The sequence below is a fragment of the Shewanella donghaensis genome (genome assembly GCF_007567505.1).
GTDB lineage: Bacteria > Pseudomonadota > Gammaproteobacteria > Enterobacterales > Shewanellaceae > Shewanella > Shewanella donghaensis.
The window spans coordinates 4,623,299-4,645,139 of sequence record NZ_CP041783.1 but is presented as its reverse complement, the minus strand read 5'-3'; the positions used below and the strand labels follow the sequence as shown (position 1 = coordinate 4,645,139).

Below are 21,841 nucleotides of genomic sequence, written 5' to 3'. Positions count from 1 at the left end.
GCAATGATTAAAGTGAAACCTAAACAGAATAGCGTCAGTTTAATCGAACAGAATAGAGTTAATAGGGTAAATAAAATGAAAAAAATAACACTTGCCGCAATGACAATACTGCCACTAACAGTGATGGCGACAAAAGTTATTGCGGATCAACAAATACAAGATGATTTGATTGTTGATGGCAGCGCTTGTATTGGACAAGATTGCGTCAATGGCGAATCTTTCGGCTTTGATACTATCAGATTAAAAGAAAACAATTTAAGAATTCGATTTGAAGATACAAGTAACTCAGCAAGCTTTCCAGGCAATGATTGGCAGTTAACCGCCAACGACAGCGCTAATGGCGGTGCAAACAAGTTTTCAATAGATGATATAGATGGTGGGCGCACACCATTTACTATTGAAGCTGGCGCACCATCTCACTCACTCTATGTCGATGATGGTGGAAGACTTGGTTTGGGTACCAATATGCCAGTAGTCGATATACACACAAAAACAGGCAACACTCCAACACTTCGTTTAGAACAAGATGGCAGCTCAGGTTTCACCCCGCAAACCTGGGATGTGGCAGGTAACGAAACCAACTTCTTTATCCGAGATGCAAGCAATGGTTCAACATTGCCATTTCGAATCAGACCTGGTGCCCCAAGCAGCTCAATCTACATTGATACTGATGGTGATGTTGGCCTAGGCAGTGATAGTCCAGGCGCTCCTCTGCATGTAGTTACTGGAAATGACTTTAGCGGCTTGTTGGTTGAAACTGTAGACTCAGGAACAGCACCAGATGCTATCGTACATGTAAAAAGTACTACACCGAGAATAATTCTTGAGAACTCCAATAGCACATCAGCCTTAGATAAAAACTACTTATATTTCAAAAATCTAGGTGACACTCAAATGGTTTTTGAAAATAATACGAGTGGTGTTGACTGGAAAGTCGGTAACACAGCAGATAGCTTCACAATTGTATCACCTAGTGTAGCGGGTACTGAGTTCAGCCTAGACATTAACGGCAACCTAACAACAATGGGAACTGTAAACGGTGCTTCAAGTCGCGCATTGAAAGAAAACATATTAAATATCGATACAACTCAAATACTAGATAAAATAGCGAATTTGGGTGTTTATACATGGAATTATATAAAAGAAAATGATGCAGTGACTCATCTTGGTCCTATGGCAGAAGATTTTCATGAAGCTTTCGGATTAAACGGTGATAAAACAGACAAAATATCATACACAGATATAAGCGGCGTAGCGCTAGCGGCGATTAAAGAACTAAAAAAAGAATCGGATGCTAAAGATTCTAGAATTACAGCTTTAGAAAACAAACTGCTTAAACTAGAAAGTCAATTAGTAAAAAACATTTCGAATAAATAAATGTGAAACGCTATAAACATTAGGTAAAAGTCATCTTTCTAGATGGCTTTTACAAAAAAAGTACATCATAAAAGGAATAATGATGAAAAAAAAGGCTATAGCAATTTGCCTGTCTTTAGGTATATGTGCATCTACACCAGGCAAAATTTTTGCAGCAGCAGACCCTATGATCGGTGAAGTAATGCTAGTCGGGTTTACTTTTTGCCCTTTAGGTTGGGTTGAGGCTAATGGACAACTACTTTCAATATCAAGTAACACAGCACTATTTTCATTGTACGGTACTATTTATGGAGGCGATGGCATAACAACGTTTGCGATTCCTGACTTAAGAGGTAGAACTCCAATTCATAATGGTACAGGGCCCGGATTGCAGCCGTATAGTCAAGGCAGCAAAGGTGGAAATGAATATGTGCTTTTGACCGAAGGTAATATGCCTATGCATAGCCACGCAGTGAATACCACCAACAAAATAGCAAACAAAAACGGCCCAGGAACAGACTTCTTAGCAGTTCCTGACATGCCAATCAATATCTACCATGAAGGGCCACCGAATAGAGTAATGGATTCAGGAATGATTGGTAACACGGGTGGAAGCCAGCCCTTACTCAAGCGAAGTCCTTACTTAACGATGAAATATTGTGTCGCTACTGTTGGGATATACCCTTCTAGAAGTTAGTTTGAAAAATAGATTTCTGCACCTTGTAATTAGCTTAACCAAAAAGAATATGATTTAGCTAATTACAAGGTAAAATATATTTTTTGGTTTTATGTTTACCCACCTAAGCAATTACTCCACTATGTCTTCCCGTCACCTTTAACAGCAATAATAGAAACCGTTGTTAGCCAATAGTTCATTCGAGTCAGTAGGATGGTTACTACAGATTAAATTCATCTTTGTTCTGAAACACCTTATACATAAACAGCAGTGACAACGCCACTTACATAACATTTGTAGTGGCTAACTAAAACTAACACCATTAAAAACCTTCTAATGATAGCCCAAGTAATAAAAATATCTAAAACAAAAACACAGCCACAATAAACTAGAAATTATTTACTCAAGAGGTAAACTATAAGAAATTAATTAGGATAAAAATAGATGAATCAACCTTTAATAATTGGTGGCCTTGGTGGAAGTGGTACAAGGGTGATTTGTAAAATTGCACAAGAGCTAGGTTACTTTATGGGTTCTGACTTAAATGCATCTGAAGATAACCTTACTTTCACTTACTTATTTAAAGAGATTACTTTTAAAACAGCTACGAGTAAACTTAAGCACCAAAAGCTGAATATTCTAGCCAAACACCTAACAGCTGAAAGGGTAGAATGGAATGAAAATGAAATACAAATATTGCATGAATGCTTGAGTAATAGACCTCTACATCCAGAGAAATGGGCTCAAAAGCGTTTAGATAAAATACTATGTTTGAATAGATCTGAAAATCACATGGAACATTGGGGCTGGAAAGAGCCAAATTCTCATATTTATTTAAGAGAAATTATCGATGTATTTCCTGGTTGCAAATATATTCACGTTACTAGAAATGGACTAGATATGGTTTATAGTTCAAACCAAAATCAATTACAATTATGGGGTGAGTTAGTGCTAGGCAGAGAAATAACAAATAGCCCTAAAGATGCATTTGACTATTGGCACAAAGTAGATAAAGACATTCGACAACAATCAGAGTCTCATCCTGAGAGAATATTGATGCTTAATTTTGATCAAATTTGCAACGCACCCGACATGATAATTAATGAGCTTATGGCCTTTCTTAAGAAAGACACTTTTGACAGGGATTCAATTAAGCAATTGATAAAAAAACCGAGCTCTATTGGGCGCTATAAATCATATGACAATAGCTTTATAACAACAGAGCAAGATAATTATTTAAGCGAAAATAATTTTTATGTAAAATGAATGAAGTAACAATTTTTAAGCTAATGAATTTATAAAACTAGCTTTTCTAATATTTTTTTACTTATCGTTTCAGCACCATTTTTTGTAATATGTACTGCATCATAATACAAAGGCTTATCATCAATAACAAAGAACACATCAACACCAGCAAAACCACCTGGTAAAATTTCAGGGGAAAAGTGAAAGATAACTACGGTTATAACAGCTAGCGCACGCAGACTGTTGATGTCTTTTCTAAATTCCATATCTACTGAGTAACTCCCATTTGCAAAAATATAAGATTAATTAAAAATAACAATAAAGCTGAAAATAATATAACCAGACAGTCTCCATATTAGATAACGGCTTTAAGTAGTAAACTTGATATTTGTTGGTGATATAACAAAATTGATTCTATGTCAATTAACCTTAATTCCTGTTCACTTCTTAAAAACTTTAAAATTAGATTTAATTCGCACTCCTTATCTTTCGCAAATACACTACCATTAATATATTTCCCTTCTGGAAAGTTAAAATCAAACTGAAACTCATCAGCTAATCTAGTGTTCGAATCTTCAAAGTACCAAGAAACGTATAACTTAAGCTTATCGAGCACTTTGCTGTTAAAGCAAGGGGCGATATTTTGTAGGTTGGAGAATGATAATAACCTATCGTTATAATGTTCATTTGGTATCATATCCAACCCGAGCCTATTACCATTCGCAATAACTTCTACTAAATGTTCATTATAAGCAGGGTTAATTACATTCAAACTTGTAGCATATTTCGTAAAGTAGTCTGCATTTAAATCTGATAGCCGGCAAAAATTTTTAGCTAAAGTGACGTTAGTCCCCCCACTAAGCAACTGCTCTACTTTAACTTTAATGTTTAGTGGCTTTAGCATAATAGCTAGTTGGCTATAATGCTTATACCAATCCAAGATGTTACGACCAGAACGTTGTCGAGCACTATCAAAACCCGTCAATACTGCAGCTATGTAGTAACGCTCGACACCGCTAAATAATATGGGATTAAAACAAGCTTTTCTTAATATATCATCTATTTCGATAAGCCTAGTTTTATCTCTAAAGATCCACTGAGAATAGGCCGACGCTAAAAATGCAGACTGAGGACGACAAAAACCTACTACAGTGACGCTTCTCGCGAACTGTTTTACATTAGTAGCTAACTTAACAATTGCGTTTAAATTTTGAAAAAAGAACTCATGGCTAATAATTACTAGCGGAAAGCTATTTACCAGTTTCTTTATTGCATCAAATAATTCATCTACTTCACCTGTTTCTAAACTATTACTTTCCATTGCTTTAATGGTATTAGGTGCAACTTTTATATAGCCCAGATGCCTACTTCGACTAGCATCTAGAAAAATTTTTTGAAGGCTAAAGGAACCACACTTTCCAGGACCAACATGTATAATCACTTTACAACGATTCATTTTACAATCTTGAAAAACTGCCCTATTTTCCAAAAGTAGGATTTACGGATATGCTCACGTTCTTGCTTAAATCGAGCTATATTGTCTATTAAGTGAGAATTTTGTTTTTGTATTTTTTTGTTTTTATTGGTTAATGTTCCAATTTGCGTTTCCTTTGTACGCAATATTTTTTCCAAATCTAACTTTTCATTAATAAGAATGTTTTTCGTTTGTTGTTGCTGTCTAAGCTCACTGCTTATTTCTAGTACTTGACTTATACTTTTAGAGACTTGTTGTAAACGGGTGGTAGCAGTTTTTTCAATGGATTTCATTTGCCCACTCATTAAGTCAATACTGTTACCATTTGCACCCGCCCTAACCGATAACTCATTTAAATTAGCATCTAACTGCTCGGAATAAACGTTATAAAGGTACTGTTGCTGATTCAACATACTGTTAAATTCTGATTTAAATACATTAAGTTCTAAGGATATATCTGCAGTGTGCTCTTCTATAATTTTAACTGTATCAACTTGAACTGAGTCAGTTCTTTTAGGATCTAGTACTTCACTACTAACTGTTGCAGCTAACTTTTGAATTTTCTCTTTTAGTTTTTTTTCATTGTTTAGCCCAAGCCTGTGAATCTGACAAGCCATATCAGACGATGCTAACCATTGGGCTTGTAGCGCGAACACACCAATATCAGATAAATGATTAGGTGAAGTTATCAAATTCAATTTACGAAATATATCATGGCTAAAACTCAGCACATTGCCATCTACAGACAAATTGTAACTATTTGTCTGACTGTTAATGAGCGACTTGTCTAGAAAATCATGAGCAAATGATTCAAGTTGACTCTCAACATAACTAATTGAAAAATATTTTGCTATCCGTACCAATTGACTCTTAGAATCAGCTACAAATTCATTAAATTCTATAAAGACTACCTTATGTTTTGCTAGTTCAGAGAAGTAGTCTAAGTTATGGTGTAACCACAATAACTGACCTTCAATCAGTGGCTTTTTATCTCTTTTAAGTAATGATTTCATTACGTCAATTGGGCTTCTATATACAAAAATATAATTAGGCTTGATACCCAAAATTTCAAATACATCTGACCAAAAGGGAAATAGTCTAATTATACGTGGATCTTTAATGCATAAATCTGATTTTGCATTATTTAACTTATGTTCAATAAGTAATAGTGCTTCGTTTCTAAGGTTGATAATTTCTGGTTGATGATGCCATTGTTCTGGTAGCAGGCCTAAATAATCCCAATTAACATTAAGTAACTTAAATAACTTGTTATTTAAGCCAACTATATCAGTGTCTTCCCAATGACCCTTTTGATTACTTTCAGACTCTCCCATCAACTTATTACCAAAATCTAAGCCCAACGAATTAATACCCGCTGAAATTAGGCTGGTACCGCTTCGGTGCATGCCAAGAACAATATAAAGCGCCTTATCCATTACTCTTCTCCACAGTTCATGCTTCGACTAATTCTAAATACTGCTGGGTTTCGACAACTCTACATTTTATTGCATTACTTGAACTAGAAAGTTGATAGTTAAAACCAACATGCCCTTCCCTTGGGGCTCCCAAAGAAGACATTACCACATTAAAATCCTTAGCAACCAACTCGACGACCACTTGATTACCATCAATAATTTCTAACAACAAAGGTTTGTCAGTTTTACTCCGAAAAGCCCAGCCCTGTAATTTGTTATTGTTATTAATTGAAAATTGACCATGCGAGAATTCTAAACCTCTGCGTGCTAAACTCGACCTTAATTCAAGTAACTTCACCGCTCGCTGGTAAAGAATATAGTCTTGTTGGTTTAGCGCACGAATTTCATCTAAAATATTATCATCAATTCTATCCAATTGCTTTGCTGGCGCAATATTTTCACTTAACTGGGGTATTTCTATTGAAAATACACTCTTAAAGAGAGCAATAGATAATTCATATTGCTCAGTTATCCCAACTAGCCCAATGGATGCTAAAGGGACAGATCTTAAATAGCGGCTCTGAGTATTTATATTTCGATTTTCAGAAGCAAACTCGATTAAAGAACATTTTAAATTTTTATGACGCTGAAAGTGTTTATATTCCGAGATAACTCGTTCTACAGGATCACGTAAAAAGGTAACAAAATTGACACAAGGGATAATTCTAATATATTTTTCTACCGGGAAATGTCCAGCTAATACATCAATATCCTGATTAAATAAGTACTTTTTAAACTCAAATTTATCTTGCTTTTTATAAACATATTCGAGTACTGAACTCGATGTCTCTTTTGCTGATACTGTATAGTCATTTAAAACATTTTTCATTCCAAATATGGAAACTAAACCAGTTCTAAAGCTAGTTCCTGCGGATTTAGGTATATGTGAAAATACAATAGGTCTACTTTTTAACATCAAAAAGGCCTTTAAAAGTTGTACCTGTACTAATTGAGTCTATTTTCTTCAACATAGCTTTATTTTCTTTCTCTAATAAGCTAATTCGTTTGAACAAGGTTGTAAATAAATAAGAACTTATCTTTACTGTATTCTCATTAGTATATTTGAATTCTTCCTCCAAAAAAGAAGGTTCATCCAAGAATAGTTCGCCACTTTCTCTACCTAAATAATTTTTAGCAATTTCAGAATATTTTTCTTTATTTGCCTCGTATATTTTCTTCTGTGTATTTTTAGACAAAATACCGTGAGAGTGGTGAATCCTCTGACTATCACTAGCATATAGATCCGTAGAGTAATCAAGAAGCGGCTTAGATAATACTTGAGCAGTTTTTACATCTTTGCACACCGAATTTGAAATACTTTTAAAGTGCAAAGCATCAGGCGAAAGACGTGAATTTGAGTTTTTCTCTGGAAAACATATATTATTCGGCAATTCAACATTTAGTGCCCCAAAAAAATCACTAAAGATGTTACCATCTTTAAATTGTGACTTTTCAAACACTCTGACAATTATATTCTCTTTGCCAAAAACAGAAGAGAACTTCAGAAGTTGATCTGGTAAATTATTTTTATAAGCATCAACAAATTCTTCAATTGTTTGTCCCGTTCTTAAAGAGCCTGATTTAACCCATTGTTCATAAACACTTTGAATCCATTGATCTTGACGTCTAATGTAAAAAATAATCTTTATATTAAAATTACTGAATAAAGTATTGATCTTCTCGAAAAATAATGAGCCATCTTTTGCAGAAATTCTTGAATGAAAATATTCTGATGTTAAGAGTATTTTTTTAGATTTACTACTGGCAATACTTTTCCATAACGGCCACACATCAGTACTTCGGTGAGCCCCCCAAGCACTTAATTTGTGATGGGCAATAGAACCATCCGAATGAATATTCCCTTCTTCTGGAATATAAATCCCTTTATCTGACAATAATGATTTGTTTAAGTACAAAAAATCTTGAATTGCTGTAGTCCCAGTTTTCCCTGCACCAACATGTATATATAAAGTTTGTTTCATTTTATTATCTCTTTAATCTTTCCATTACCACACAAAAGGCTTTATCCCAGTCTAGTAGGTTAAGTGATTTTACCCCTTGATCCCTTTTATCTGACCAAGTTTTTGTATCTTTAATCAAGTCATGCATACGTTGAGCAGCGATTTCAGGGACAGGCTCAATAAGTAAACTGTTTTCATGATTCAATAGCCAAGTATTTGATTCATTTAGGTTTGTCACCGTCACACAACCGCTGGCCATGTACTCAGGTGGCTGATATGAGGGATGAGGGGTCATCATATAAACTAAACCTAAATCAGCGCTTCGATATAACTCCGCAACTTCCTCCATAGTCTTAAGTAGACCACGATTTTCCAAAACGCCATCAAGATCATAATCAGCTTCATTCCAATCTTCACCTACGGAAATGATCTCTACTGCGTCACCTAACTTTCTTTTTAAGGCTTTCAAAGTCTGTGTACCTGTCACAAAACAATTTCGTGGGTTACTCGGTCTACCATAAAAAACAACCCTTGCAGGTTTGCCTATGGCTTTTTTGTTAGCGTCAGGGAAATACAGCGAGGTGTCGACACCAGGAGTAAAGATGGTTACATCATCACTGTATTGTTTAAATTTATTACCTACACCTTGCGTATTGGCAATACAAGAAAAGCCAAAACGATATGTCTGTTCTATTGCACCATATATACCGCCAGCAGGATAAAAGGTAGGCTCATAATCCTGCATTAAGTAAAACTTTCGTTGTGTTTGATTATACTTTAATTGCAGATATGCGGTTGTCCAAAGAGTACAAATACAAGCGTTTGATGCTGGTATAACCGTTATATCGTCGACACCACGCTTAAATACAGCAACCGTATATTTAAGTGTTGGGAAATTAGTTGATAATGATTCACATAATTCTGATGTAGGTAAGTCTCTTCCCGAATAGGAATAAATAACGAATTGATTTAGGGTACCCCACTGTTCTGAGAACTTTTGTGCGAGCATAAAAGCAGTTCGAACTCCACCTTTAAGAGCATGGGAAACTGGGGGTAAAAACCAAGTAATCACTTTATTTACTGTCGGTTGCAGCTTACCTACCTCGATAGTTTCCGTATTAGCTACCATATCGCTGAAAGTGGCATCAGCTAGACGAAGTAATCCTATTTCATCTTTCATCGCTTTATTCATTTATTATTACTTCCATAGAAATATTCATTAGCTAACAACCTTACTCTAACTAACGCAGGATGCCCTTCCATAATCTTTATTGACTGTGTAAGTCTGTCGGTACCATGTAGTAATTTTAATTTATTACTCCCTTTCAGCATCAACTCTGCTCGGACTTTATCATCAGAATAACTCGCAGATTTTTTATGATAAACAAAGGCATTTAAAGCAATTTTTAAATCATAACCTGCATCCCCAGCTCTGAAACAGAAGTCATTTTCTTCACCATACCCATTAGGAAATGATGACTCATCGAATCCACCTAGTTCTTTTGCTACAGATGTTCGAATCAATTGACAAAAACCATGAATTAAGGGGACTGAAGGGCTTACAGAATTAGAACTCCACGAATTAAGTAATTCATTTATATGCTCTAAACTATGTTCTGATAAGTCATTAATTGCAGTTTGACTTGCATTACCTTTAATCTCTGGTATCGATTGAGTACTCGCAGCATTTGAAAGTGGACCAACAATACCTATTTTCTCGTTAGAAGCGCAAAGTAAAACCAGTTCAGTTAAAGCGGTAGAATACAGTTTCGTGTCACTATTGAGCATTAAGAAAAATGGATTTTTTACTAATGACATACCTACATTTGCACTTGAACAGTAGCCTCTTGCAGGGCCTTCGTGACTATTTAAAAAACAAATTTTACTGTGTTGCTCTGTAAAATAATTTAAATACTCTTTAGTGGCTAAATTGGAACCGTCATCAATAATGATTATTCTGTCCAAACCCTCTATAGAAGCTACAACACTTTGTAGACAATCTTTTACTTCTTCTAAAGCATTGTGCACACAGATAATAATATCTACAGCGGGTCTATCCACTTTGACTGTGGTTTTAATATTTCTAGGTTTTTTAATTTTGTCTTTAACATTAGATAACTTTGAAAATCGACTTCCTGAATTATTCGCATGCCCTAGGTAGGCAAACTCTCTACTATCTCTTAAAGAAAGCTTTTCAATCATTAAAGCACACCAATCTAAATCGTTTACCCAAAGAGCAAAATTTACACCTAGCTGATCTCTGTGGCTAAACCTTTGAATTTGAGCCCACCAACATGCAAAAAAGTCGTGGCTTTTTTTATTTTTTAAATTAGTTATAAAAAAGTTAGTCTCGATTAGGCCATTTTGTTTTGGATATTTTTGAGCATCGTAAAACTCCATTTGTTTCTCAACTCTGCCCGTTCGATCCCGTCCAAAATCAAGTAATACTTGAGCTTCGTTATAGACACAATGCCTCATCGGATGATCTATACTCCCGATAACCGTATTAGATTTGCTGTAACTATCAATATAATGTTTTATACACCCTTTAATAATAACATTGGCATCAATCCAAATTGCGGTATCATATTCGGATAAATAAAGATGTGGATTTGTCTTTATTCTGCGCGCCATTCTAACAGGCTCTGGATGCCAGTAATCTATTGCTCTTACATCCCAGAAGCCTTTTGAATCAAGTTCTGAGTCTGAAAATAAAACATAATCAAAATCTGGATCAAGAAACTCATGACAAACAACATCGTCATACCCACCAGTTAAAGCTGTGAATATAACTGTTTTATTGTTTTTACCTTTATTTTTTAAATATTGATTTATTTCATCTGATAAATCTTTGTCTTGAGCATACGGCCATTGCCCTGGGTAGTACCTTGTTAAGTTGTGTGGTCTGTCTGACTTAACTTGTAAAAGGTCATATCCAGATTGATGACACACTTCGCCAAAAATCCTTTCTATAGCATGTGCAGTAGTCCCATCAACCTGACCTGATTCTGTAGGAAAATCATCATAAGTTAATCCTGCAGTTAATAATGGTTTTAACGCTGCGCTTCTGGCCCAAAACATTGAACCTGCAGGGAATATCGTAAGCTTATCTTTTGAAATTGTTAACCCAATTCTATTTGAAAGTAGCTCACTAACATTATAATTAGTTCCCCATGAAATCTGTCCCTTTAATGAGTAGTGATACTCTGGAAACAACATTCCAATATTTTTACTTTCATTGAAAATTGACATTATATGGTTAATCAAACTTTCGGAGCCTAAAAGATTACCTAAAAGCTGCCGTCTCCAATCTGATTTATGAATATTATGTGGGCTTTTTTTAGTATGAAAATGAGCTATATATTCATGTTTTTGCAACTCTTTTGCAAAGCCGACTACAAATGCAGCAATATCTCTACCTTTATTTTCAAACACCTTCACAGTAACGTTTGCATTAGGTAATTTCATTACTAAAATACTGCTCAACTCTTTAACGTTGGCATGTTCTGTCACAGAAATATAGAGGCTAAATTTAAATTGAATCGCGGACAAGAAATCTATAAATTCGTCTAAAAATTCAATATAGTGAAGATGTATATGGATCCCAACATCCGGCTCTAGTTTCTTTTTTGACTTATAATGCTCGTAATTTAAGATAATGCAAGGAGAGTTGGGTATAGCTGATAAAGTGTAATCCTCTACATCATAAGCGGGCGAAGGGCTTAACTTAATTTTTGTGCCATGCATGTCAACTTCATTAACAACTAAGCCTTTACTTGGATTGTCACATTCTAATACTGTAGAAGTATCTGAATTTATTATTAGCGTTCGTTTAGTTAAACGTAACTCTTCTTTACCATGCAAAATATAATGGATTAAAGGGTTAATACCGCAATCTTTAACATCTTTATTAGAAGACAAATAAAATTCTGTACAAAATTGCTCACTTGGATCTCTCAGCTCTTTCCAGCCATGATAAATATAATGTTCAACCGGGTCGATATTATGCTGTAAAACATCTGGATTAGCTGATAAGTAATACTGACTATCGAACAAACCAGAACTCTTAATTAGTTCTAACTGCTTCGCCCGAGTATATTTCCTTTTTATAAATTTAATCATCTTTGCTTTCAAGTTCCTTTATCCAACTTTGATTGTCAAAATACCATTCAACGGTTTTTTTAATCCCTGTCTCAAACGATTCAACAGGTTTATAACCCAGCTCTGCTGTCGATTTACTGGCATCAATGGCATACCGTCTATCGTGACCAGCCCTGTCTTCAACATAAGTAATTAACGCAGTCGAATTAGCTTTAATTGCTGATTTTGCTTGTGGAAATTTGCTTGATAGGGAATGGTTATTTGTAAACTCTGCATTAATTAAATGACAAACCACTTTTACAATATCGATATTCGCCCATTCATTATGGCCACCAATATTGTAGTTCTCACCTACTTTACCTTTATTCAATACTAGCTCGATGCCACGCGCATGATCTTCAACGTATAGCCAATCACGAATTTGTTTACCATCACCGTAAATAGGTAAGGGCTTATCATTAAGTATGTTGGTGATAATAAGCGGTATTAGTTTTTCAGGAAAATGATATGGTCCATAATTATTTGAGCAATTTGACGTAGTAACATTTAACCCATAAGTGTGATGATAAGCTCTTACTAGATGATCTGACGCAGCTTTACTTGCAGAATATGGCGAGTTGGGTGCATATTGGGTTTCTTCTGTAAAAGCTGGTTCATCTGGCGACAAAGTGCCATATACTTCATCAGTACTGACATGATGAAAGCGATGCTCAAGTGCCGATTCACCTTGAGATTTTGGCGTATCAATCCATACTTTTTTTGCGGCTTTTAACAAACTATATGTGCCAATGATGTTGGTTTCAATAAAAGCATCAGGGCCTGTTATTGAGCGATCGACATGTGATTCTGCCGCAAAGTGCACTAAGGTATCGATGTTATGATCAATGAGTAATGCTTCCACCAAAGGAGTGTCACAAATATCCCCTTTTACAAAAATAAACCGCTTGTCTTCTAATACATCATTTAAACTTGCTTTGTTGCCTGCATAAGTTAGCGCATCTAGTACGACTACATTATCCTTTTCGTTATTCTTGAGCCAATAATGTACAAAATTAGCACCAATAAAACCGGCTCCGCCAGTGACTAGAATGTTACGCTGTGTCATTTTACTTTCCTACTACTGAATTATTGCTTTTATTAATTTGAATAAATTTTTAATTATGACATTACAAATTTGATTTAAGCATATTTTTCAATTGCTTCTGCCAATGTATAGTATTGATTTTCGACTGTCTTTCTGCCTCAGTTTTATCTAATACACTATAGTTTGGTCGCTTGGCAGGCGTTGGGTACTCACTAGCCAATATTGGTCTTATGGGTATTTTATTTTTAAGTATGCCTTGTTCAAAAGCAAGCTCTTGAATGGCTACAGCAAAGTCGTACCATGAAGTCACCCCAGCGTCAGTCCAATGTAAAATATTCGTCGCTGTTTGCTGTATAGGCTTGGTAATAAATCTGTTTTCGATGAGGCCCCAAATCATTCTGGCCAAACCATCAGCCCAGGTTGGTGTGCCAATTTGATCATAAACAATATTGAGCTTGTCGCGCTCTTGCATTAAACGAAGCATTGTTTTTACAAAGTTATTACCAAATTTAGAGTAGACCCATGCGGTTCTAATAATAATGGCATTGAAGGGCATAACTGATAGTAATTTATGCTCACCTTGTAACTTTGTGTCTCCATAAACACTGATGGGTGCCGTTTCATCTGTTGGTAAATAAGGCTGACATGCATTGCCGTTAAACACAAAATCTGTAGAAATATGAATCAAACCAATGTTGTTAACAGAGCAAACTTTAGCAAGGTTTTCGGTACCTATTGCATTAACAGAATAGGCCAATTCTTTTTCTGACTCAGCCTTATCTACTGCAGTATAGGCAGCTGCATTAATAATAATATCGGGATTTACTTCCGATACAACCTTATTAATTTTGGCAATATCAGTGATGTCTAAGTCTTTTGAGTCTAAAGAAAAAACTTTAATATTATTAGGTGCAGTGTTCGCTAACTCACTTGCTAACTGCCCCCCCCTACCTGTTATCAATACTTTAATTGGCATACTAAAAACCTGTCAATGTGGGAGCGTTAGAGAAAGCTAAACCCAATTCATCTTTTTCAGATAATAATGGGTTTTTGTGGTTTTCTAATGGCCAATTAATTGCGAGAGATGGATCATCCCATTTAATGGATACTTCAGCTGATGGGTTATAAATATCGGTACATTTATATACAAATTCAGCTGAGTCAGAGGTGACAAAAAAGCCGTGAGCAAAACCTTCTGGTACCCATAATTGACGTTTATTCTCGGCTGATAATATTACCCCAACCCATTTGCCAAAGGTTTTTGAATCACTGCGCATATCAACGGCAACATCAAACACTTCACCACTCGTCACTCGCACTAACTTACCTTGAGTATTTTCTGTTTGATAATGTAAGCCACGTAATATTCCATTGGATGATTTACTGTGATTTTCTTGTACAAAGACTCGCTCACCGCAGTGTTGATTAAATAGCTCGGTGCGGAACGTCTCCATGAAAAAACCACGGTCATCACCAAATACAGCAGGCTCGATAATCTTTACATCAGGTATATTGGTTTCAATAAATTTCATATTATGTATCTACACTTTTATACGTTATTTGTACTGAGTTATTAGAATACTTTCTGTTCAAGCATGTTTAGCAAATATTGGCCATAACCCGATTTTTTTAACGGCATGGCTAAGTCCCGTAATTGCTCCTCAGAGATGTAACCCATTCGGTATGCAATTTCTTCAGGGCAGTTCACCTTTAGACCTTGTCGTTTTTCTATGGTTTCAATAAACTGTGCAGCCTGCAGCAAGCTATCATGGGTGCCAGTATCAAGCCAAGCTGTACCACGCCCCATAAGTTCAACATTAAGATTACCATTAATAAGGTAGCGCTCAATCACATCTGTTATTTCTAGTTCGCCTCTTACCGATGGTTTAACTTCTTTAGCAAATGCCACGACATTATTATCAAAAAAGTATAAACCTGGAACTGCATAATTTGATTTAGGATGTTCAGGCTTCTCTTCAATTGAAACAACTTTCCCTTCTGAGTTAAATTCTACAACGCCGTAAGCTGTTGGATTTGATACATGATAACCAAATACTGTTGCTCCAATTGATTGCTGACTCGCGTGCTGTAACGAGTGCGATAACTCATGGCCATAAAATAAATTATCACCTAGTACTAATGCTGCACTAGCACCATTTAAAAACTGTTCAGCTAGTATAAAGGCTTGAGCGAGTCCGTCTGGAGACGGTTGAGCTACATAATCAAAACTTATGCCCCAATCTTTACCATCACCTAATAAGGCTTGAAAACGAGGTAACTCATCTGGTGTTGCAATAATTAATATCTCTTTAATTCCTGCATTCATCAGCGTGGATATTGGATAATAAATCATTGGTTTATCATAAACAGGCATAAGTTGTTTACTGACAACTTTGGTTAGGGGATATAATCGAGTACCTGACCCACCGGCCAATATAATTCCTTTTCTATTCATATTAAATCTTCACTTCTTCCTGTTTATTTTCTAAATACTTAGCCATCACTTCTTTAGTCGGCCCCAAAGCCATGGTTTTACCTTTTTCTAACCAAAGGCAACGACTGCATAATTTGTTGATTTGCTGGATACTATGAGATACAAAAATGACCGTTTGTTCACCAGATATCTTATTGAGCAAAGCATTCTCTGCTTTTTGTTTAAAGGCATTATCACCAACGCTTAATGTTTCATCAATAAGCAAGATATCTACCTTAGCAATAATTGCTGAGGCAAATCCTAGTCGACTTCTCATCCCTGATGAATAGGTTTTTACTGGTTGATCAAAAAAATCACCTAACTCAGCAAACTCGCCCACTTCATCAGCAAGCACTATAGATTCTTTTTTGGTATAACCATTAAGCATACAGCTAATCAATGCATTATCACGCCCACTCAGATTATTATTAAACCCTAAACCTAAAGCTAATAACGAACGAGATATCTCTTTGCCACAAGTCAAGTTACCACTGTCTGGCAACAATGTTCCTGCAAGCACCTTAAGTAAAGAGGATTTTCCTGAACCATTTCGGCCTAGTATGCCAAAGACCTCGCCACGCTTAATGTCGAAACTGACGTTATCTACCGCTTTATAATTAAATTGTTGTAAAAAACCAATTCTACTTTTGTATTCTAGTGATAGTGAATCAGCTTTTAAAATAACATCTGACATTACATAAACACCCGTCTAGTCAAAACGCCATCAAACTTTTTAAGCGCACCAAAACCAATAACATTAAGGATTACCGATATCAGTAACGCGGGCATAAAAGCTAACCAATGTAATATTTGCCCATGCATTAACACTTGCCTGTAGCCATCTATGATTACTGCTAAAGGATTGAACAGTAATATTGCTTTCTGTAATTGTGGGTCAGCAATATCTCCAATACTCCAAAATATCCCTGAACAAAACATTAATCCCATCATAAACATTTGCAAAATTAGCCTAAAGTCAGGTAGATAAGTCACAAATAACGCAAAACAGCTACTAACACCACAAATAAGCAAATACTGTAATACAATCAGAGGCACTATCTGCCACCAGAGTCCAAAGTGGCTGTAACCACTTAAGACGACAAAAAGTAACAGGACACCAAAAGTCACGAACTGCTGATAGGCAACTTCATTTATGTTTACCATTGGAAATACAAATTTAGGAATGGCGCGCTGATTAATGAGTCCTCTATTTTCAATTAAGGAATTTGCGGCAGAAGTGACACTTTTTGAAAACCATAGGAAAGGAATTTTCCCGATGATAAGGAAAATTAAAAAATCCTCACGCCCTCTATGCAGTAAAAACTTAAAGACAAAATAAAACATCAGCACAAATAGTAAGGGCTCAAGAATCCACCAGATATAGCTTAATACTAACGTATTCGCCTTCGACTTTAATTTCATTCTTGCCATCAGATGAATCAGTGGCAAATATTGGAAAAAGGACATTTAACTTTTTTCCTTAACTTCGGCTGCTTGTTGATTTTTTTCAATGGCTTGTTCTAATATTGAGACCTTTTGAACCAGCCTTTCAAGCTTCACCCTATCTTTTGTGCTTCGAATATCGCTTAACAAGGCTTTCAATAGCAAAATCATGCAAGCAAAAAGAACTGGCAGAATAGGCGGGTAACCTATACCAAGCAATTTAGCAGCATAATCCGATAACTGAGGAAATAAGCCTAGGATTAGAATTAAAATAGACAAAAATGTCCATCTAAGCGCTGAACCAGGCAAGATTGTGTCTCTCCTTACAAGAAGGAAAGCAGTAGCAAAAAAGATAATTGCTATGACTGCGGTGAAGAGTTGGTAATTATGCATTATATTTTTGTTTATTCATTAAAATTAGATTATGTTGTTTTTTTATTTTACTTATACATAGTAAACTTGTGTGGGCCATATAATAAGCAACGGCCCACCAAGAATGAAAAATTCTTGAGATACCATCTTCCCTAGGTTTCATAGGTACTTTTAATTCTGTAAAAGTCAAACCGTGATTTTTAAGCATTAAAAGCACACCAACGTCCTGGTACTCGAGTAATGTCGCCTCTTTTCCACTTAGAACGTCTATAGCTTCAGCGTTATAAACTCTCAATCCCGAAGTTATATCAAATATCTTAATGCCTGATAACAGCCGAAAAAATCGCCAAGCAATGTGGCGGGCTAAACTCCCTCGCTGAGTGCAAGAGCCAACGACTACATCACAATTTGTTTTAGTTTGATGCTCAATTAACATAGTCAAAGTAGCAGGCAAGTGCTGCCCATCTGCATCAAAAGTAATAACCCTTTTATATCCAAGGCTATGGCAATATCGAATGCCAGTTTGCATTGCTTTCCAAGCACCTAAATTTACTGTTAAAGATAATAAAGTCACCTTGGGAAATTTTTTTACTTCTTCACGCGTTTTATCAGTACTACCATCATCGACCACAATGATGTCAAAAGCGTTTAGTCTCTGTAAGGAACTTATCACTTTACTTATAGTTTTTTCTTCATTAAAAGCAGGAATAACAACAGCTTGCCTCATTAATATCCCCATCATACAATCAGATAATTATTCTTATTTAAAGTTCGGATATTATAGCAAGTTAACAAGATAAGTGTGCATAATAAATGATTAGAGCAATTAACATACTCTTAACTGGTTATTGCGTATTTACTTGCTTCAAACTCTGCATTTGTTGATAAAGCTGTAATATCACTTTATCTTCTTCTTTAATGACCGCAAATTCTTCTAATAACTTCATTGCTTTTTCTTGCTCACCCATTTTCCAAAGCACTGAACCTAGTTGGTAGGTCGCAAAACCATTTTTAGGGTCTAAACGTAAAGATTGATTTAATAAGCCTTTAGCAAATCCAAGACGACCAGCTTGAATATGACTAACTGCAATCAAAGCCATAATCTCGCTCCTATCTTTTCTTCTATGTCCATTAGTGTATTTCATCACTAGGGTTGTTAATGGGCCTGCTGATTCATATTGGCCTAAGGTATATAACACTCTTATATAATCTCTAAGTAGGTCAAAACTAACTTGGTTTCTTGTAGCACTTAAGTTTATTGCTGCTTCATATTCAGCCAATGCTTCAACCGGTTTGTTATCATTAACATAAACAGAGGCCAGCATTGTATGTGCTCTAATTGAATCAGGGGCTATTGATACTTCATTTTTAGCAAACGCTAATTTATCGGCCCATAAAACATTTCGTTCCAGAGTTAAGTATCCTAAAACCCCTAATATTATTAAGCTCGCCAGAATTTGAATTTTATTTATTTTTTCTAACACCAAGCTTGATAAGATCCCTGCGAGTATGATCACAAGGCCAACATTTGGTAAATATGTACGATGTTCAAACCCCACGTCGGTAATAGGAATAATACTAGATTCTATAATATGAGTGATGTAATAAAAAAGGATACCTAGCGCTATCAATGGATTATTTTTTTTAACTAATACCGCAAATAAAATAGCGGCTACATGACCAACAATAGCAGCAATGGTTACCTGAGAAGTTATGCCCTTATTAATGATATTGGCATAATTAAGCTGCAATCCGGTAGGTATAAAAAACTTTAAAATATAATCCCACAATATGATTAATTGTGTAGAGAAATATTCTGCACGACTAATTAACGTCGTCTCTTTAGTTGCACTATCAACAGCGGAAAAAAAGGAAGGGAAAGGATTGAATAAGTAAGTAGCACCTAAAATGGCGACAAAACTAACTGACAATAAAATAAGTAGCTTTTTAAAACTCTTATTTGCAAAGAAAAAACATTCCAATAGCAAAATAACTAAAGGTAGAGTTGCAGCATTTTGCTTAGTTAGCATAGCCAACATTCCACAAACTATACAGACCACAGTTGCAAAATACCTTGTTGTCTTGGTTGTTGACAACCTAGCAATTAAGTAAGCAACACAGGCAAAAATATAAAACAATGTAACTAAAGAAGCTAAACGTTGAACAATATAAGTGACTGCTTGTGTATTCAATGGATGCATTAAATATAAACAAGCTAAGAACAATGGTATCCAAAACTGGTAAGTGACAGCAGTAAGTTGCCTGTATTTTAAACTATCGTTAAGTTTAACTTTATTTGCATTGGCCACAAACAACAATTTAATAAAAGTATAAATCGAAAAACTAACAAAAACATGTATTAGAATATTAATTAAACGAAAATGTAGCGGTTCAGCGCCTACGTATACCGTATTTAATGCAAAAGAAAAATAGCCAACAAATCGTAACCCGTAGCTTTGTAAAAGGTCAGCGACTTCGATAGAAGATAATTTAGCATTCCCTGTGATCGAGCCAAAATCATCAAGGTAAAATGGGGCATTTAATGCAGGGTAGTAACAAATAAAACTAAGCCCTAAAAGCAATAAAAAGCAATATAAGCTCGTTTTATTTAGTACCACTTTTGACTCCGACAAGAAATTGAAATAAAAAAAAAGGCGACCTAAGTCGCCTTTTATTAACAAATACTAAGGATTAATTACTTAATACCTTTGTATTGGCTGTTGTTTACCATGCCACGGTCAGAACCGTTAACATTGTAAGCAGAGTATACTGTGATGTCATCTTCAGGAGAGTTAACAGTTACAGTAAATGCAACTTTTAACTTATCATCAGAAGCTGAATCGCCAAGGATACATTCTTTAAGCTCGGCAGTAAACTTAGTAACAGTACCAGCTGTAGCAGTTACGCCGTAGTCAGCAGTAAGGTCACAAGTTCCACCCATACCAGCTTCATCATACCAATCGATGAAGATTGAACCGTCTTGAGAACCACGGTTATCAACATATACGATTTGGCTAATGTTAGCACCGTAAGGCATGTAAGGAACGTGAACGATAGAACCGTTCAGAGTCCACTCACCAGCATTAAGGTTAGAACCAGCGTCAAACACACCTAGAACATCAGTTGCTAAAATACCATCATTTAAGACAGAACCAGCAATAGGAGCGTTATAGAACTCGTAGTTAACGTCAGCAGTAAAGCTTTGTGGTGCTTTAAGAGTACCAGTACCGTTTGGAGTAATAACAAACTGAGCTGAAGTAGTTAAAGTACCTGCTGCATTGTAAGTATAAGTTGCAGACATTTTGTCAGTTGCAACAACAGTATTAAGACTATCATTGTTTGCAATAACTGAATTGTTTGTAAAATCACCTTTCAGTACGAATACTTGGTTTTCTACAGTAGCAACTTCTGGGTCAGCAGTAGTTGTAGAAGCAGCCCAAGCGATACCTGGAGTTTCTACAGCAGCAGTGATAGTTACTACATCAGTTGTACCTGAAACGAAAGCTTTACGCTCTTGCTCGATATCAACAACTTGTGATGCGCGACCAGTCGAATCGATAGTAGAACCACCGAATTGATCTTCTGAAGTAGCAACAGGCTCAGTAACTTTATTACCATCGACGTTAGTACCGTCAACAAGTTGGAAGTCAACTGAGAAATCTACGCCACCAGCAAGAATGTCAACAACATCAACTTCGTAACCAGTGAAAGAAGTGATAGAACCGATAGTGTTTAACTGATCAGAACCTGTATCTAAGTTAGTAAGACGGTAAGTAGCAGTAGTGTCAGTGCTATCTAAAAGACCCCAAACACCTGTAGCTGTTGCGCCAGTAGTTCCAGAAGGAATTACTGAATCCATGTCAACAGAAGCAGGCCATGTAACTTGAGTGTTGCCACTTAGCTCAACCAACATACGGTCACCAACCTGTAGAGCAGCACCATGTGCAATCTCAACAGTAGCGCCATTTACAGTACCAGTCTTTAACTCTAAACCTTGCTTAGAGAAAGTGCTATTTGGCACAGTAACAGTAGGTGTAGCAAGAGCTGCACTACATACGGAAGCTAGCGCAAGTGCCAGCGTAGTTTTTTTAAAAGACATTCTTATCTCCAATTTCATGAAATTGGGAACGAAATACAAGCGTCGCTTGCTGTTGTTCCGCATTTACTTTTTTTATCCTAAA

20 protein-coding genes are annotated in these 21,841 nt (G+C 35.8%); 3 read left to right on the top strand and 17 right to left on the bottom strand.

The genetic code is table 11. The features are described from left to right. The first annotated feature begins 75 nt into the window (after positions 1 to 75). The 3 genes from FPK91_RS19845 to FPK91_RS19835 all read left to right on the top strand — a co-directional run bounded on the left by FPK91_RS19845 (position 76) and on the right by FPK91_RS19835 (position 3,298). A complete protein-coding gene (locus FPK91_RS19845; RefSeq protein ID WP_144213674.1) occupies positions 76 to 1,377 on the top strand; it encodes a tail fiber domain-containing protein in 1,302 nt (433 codons plus the stop codon). A 79-nt stretch (positions 1,378 to 1,456) separates the two neighbouring features. Then, on the top strand, positions 1,457 to 2,053 hold the full coding sequence (locus FPK91_RS19840) for a phage tail protein (RefSeq protein WP_227006632.1): 597 nt from the start codon (positions 1,457 to 1,459) through the stop codon (positions 2,051 to 2,053). 423 nt (positions 2,054 to 2,476) lie between these two features. After that, positions 2,477 to 3,298 (top strand): sulfotransferase, encoded by an 822-nt coding sequence (locus FPK91_RS19835; protein ID WP_144213672.1) that lies wholly within the window; start codon positions 2,477 to 2,479, stop codon positions 3,296 to 3,298. A 29-nt stretch (positions 3,299 to 3,327) separates the two neighbouring features. Here FPK91_RS19835 and FPK91_RS19830 read toward each other — a convergent pair whose 3' ends face one another. The 17 genes from FPK91_RS19830 to FPK91_RS19750 all read right to left on the bottom strand — a co-directional run bounded on the left by FPK91_RS19830 (position 3,328) and on the right by FPK91_RS19750 (position 21,759). After that, positions 3,328 to 3,543, bottom strand: a complete 216-nt coding sequence (locus FPK91_RS19830; protein ID WP_144213670.1) for an acyltransferase family protein — start codon at positions 3,541 to 3,543, stop codon at positions 3,328 to 3,330. Positions 3,544 to 3,632: 89 nt separating this feature from the next. Next, positions 3,633 to 4,733, bottom strand: coding sequence for a hypothetical protein (locus tag FPK91_RS19825; protein WP_144213668.1), 1,101 nt, complete (start codon positions 4,731 to 4,733; stop codon positions 3,633 to 3,635). After that, on the bottom strand, positions 4,730 to 6,187 hold the full coding sequence (locus tag FPK91_RS19820) for a hypothetical protein (protein WP_144213666.1): 1,458 nt from the start codon (positions 6,185 to 6,187) through the stop codon (positions 4,730 to 4,732). Before FPK91_RS19820 ends, FPK91_RS19825 begins: the two co-directional genes overlap by 4 nt. A 16-nt stretch (positions 6,188 to 6,203) precedes the next feature. Further along, positions 6,204 to 7,142: a sulfotransferase family 2 domain-containing protein gene (locus FPK91_RS19815; RefSeq protein WP_144213664.1), complete on the bottom strand. Its 939-nt coding sequence runs from the start codon at positions 7,140 to 7,142 to the stop codon at positions 6,204 to 6,206. Beyond that, positions 7,129 to 8,208, bottom strand: coding sequence for a hypothetical protein (locus FPK91_RS19810; RefSeq protein ID WP_144213662.1), 1,080 nt, complete (start codon positions 8,206 to 8,208; stop codon positions 7,129 to 7,131). The genes FPK91_RS19815 and FPK91_RS19810 overlap by 14 nt, the downstream gene beginning before the upstream one ends. Before the next feature lie 4 nt (positions 8,209 to 8,212). Beyond that, positions 8,213 to 9,379 carry a glycosyltransferase family 4 protein gene (locus FPK91_RS19805; RefSeq protein WP_144213660.1) on the bottom strand — a complete coding sequence of 389 codons (1,167 nt, stop codon included), beginning with the start codon at positions 9,377 to 9,379 and terminating at the stop codon, positions 8,213 to 8,215. Next, positions 9,376 to 12,321 carry a rhamnan synthesis F family protein gene (locus FPK91_RS19800; protein ID WP_144213658.1) on the bottom strand — a complete coding sequence of 982 codons (2,946 nt, stop codon included), beginning with the start codon at positions 12,319 to 12,321 and terminating at the stop codon, positions 9,376 to 9,378. The genes FPK91_RS19805 and FPK91_RS19800 overlap by 4 nt, the downstream gene beginning before the upstream one ends. Then, complete coding sequence (gene rfbB, locus FPK91_RS19795; RefSeq protein ID WP_144213656.1) at positions 12,302 to 13,393, bottom strand: dTDP-glucose 4,6-dehydratase; 1,092 nt, start codon at positions 13,391 to 13,393, stop codon at positions 12,302 to 12,304. The genes FPK91_RS19800 and rfbB overlap by 20 nt, the downstream gene beginning before the upstream one ends. 61 nt (positions 13,394 to 13,454) lie before the next feature. Further along, entirely contained in the window at positions 13,455 to 14,342 is an 888-nt protein-coding gene (gene rfbD / locus FPK91_RS19790) for a dTDP-4-dehydrorhamnose reductase (RefSeq protein WP_144214615.1), read from the bottom strand. 7 nt (positions 14,343 to 14,349) lie between these two features. Continuing rightward, positions 14,350 to 14,904 (bottom strand): dTDP-4-dehydrorhamnose 3,5-epimerase, encoded by a 555-nt coding sequence (rfbC, locus tag FPK91_RS19785; protein ID WP_144213654.1) that lies wholly within the window; start codon positions 14,902 to 14,904, stop codon positions 14,350 to 14,352. A gap of 41 nt (positions 14,905 to 14,945) precedes the next feature. After that, positions 14,946 to 15,827, bottom strand: a complete 882-nt coding sequence (rfbA, locus tag FPK91_RS19780; protein WP_144213652.1) for a glucose-1-phosphate thymidylyltransferase RfbA — start codon at positions 15,825 to 15,827, stop codon at positions 14,946 to 14,948. A gap of 1 nt (position 15,828) precedes the next feature. After that, positions 15,829 to 16,485 carry an ABC transporter ATP-binding protein gene (locus FPK91_RS19775; RefSeq protein WP_405127375.1) on the bottom strand — a complete coding sequence of 219 codons (657 nt, stop codon included), beginning with the start codon at positions 16,483 to 16,485 and terminating at the stop codon, positions 15,829 to 15,831. A gap of 53 nt (positions 16,486 to 16,538) precedes the next feature. Continuing rightward, entirely contained in the window at positions 16,539 to 17,312 is a 774-nt protein-coding gene (locus FPK91_RS19770; protein WP_144213648.1) for an ABC transporter permease, read from the bottom strand. Next, positions 17,313 to 17,681 (bottom strand): DUF2304 domain-containing protein, encoded by a 369-nt coding sequence (locus FPK91_RS19765; RefSeq protein WP_144213646.1) that lies wholly within the window; start codon positions 17,679 to 17,681, stop codon positions 17,313 to 17,315. Further along, on the bottom strand, positions 17,674 to 18,387 hold the full coding sequence (locus tag FPK91_RS19760; RefSeq protein WP_144213644.1) for a glycosyltransferase family 2 protein: 714 nt from the start codon (positions 18,385 to 18,387) through the stop codon (positions 17,674 to 17,676). Before FPK91_RS19760 ends, FPK91_RS19765 begins: the two co-directional genes overlap by 8 nt. A 118-nt stretch (positions 18,388 to 18,505) precedes the next feature. Beyond that, positions 18,506 to 20,278 (bottom strand): tetratricopeptide repeat protein, encoded by a 1,773-nt coding sequence (locus FPK91_RS19755; protein ID WP_144213642.1) that lies wholly within the window; start codon positions 20,276 to 20,278, stop codon positions 18,506 to 18,508. Between the two features lie 77 nt (positions 20,279 to 20,355). Continuing rightward, positions 20,356 to 21,759 carry a hypothetical protein gene (locus FPK91_RS19750; RefSeq protein ID WP_144213640.1) on the bottom strand — a complete coding sequence of 468 codons (1,404 nt, stop codon included), beginning with the start codon at positions 21,757 to 21,759 and terminating at the stop codon, positions 20,356 to 20,358. Between the last annotated feature and the right edge of the window lie 82 nt (positions 21,760 to 21,841).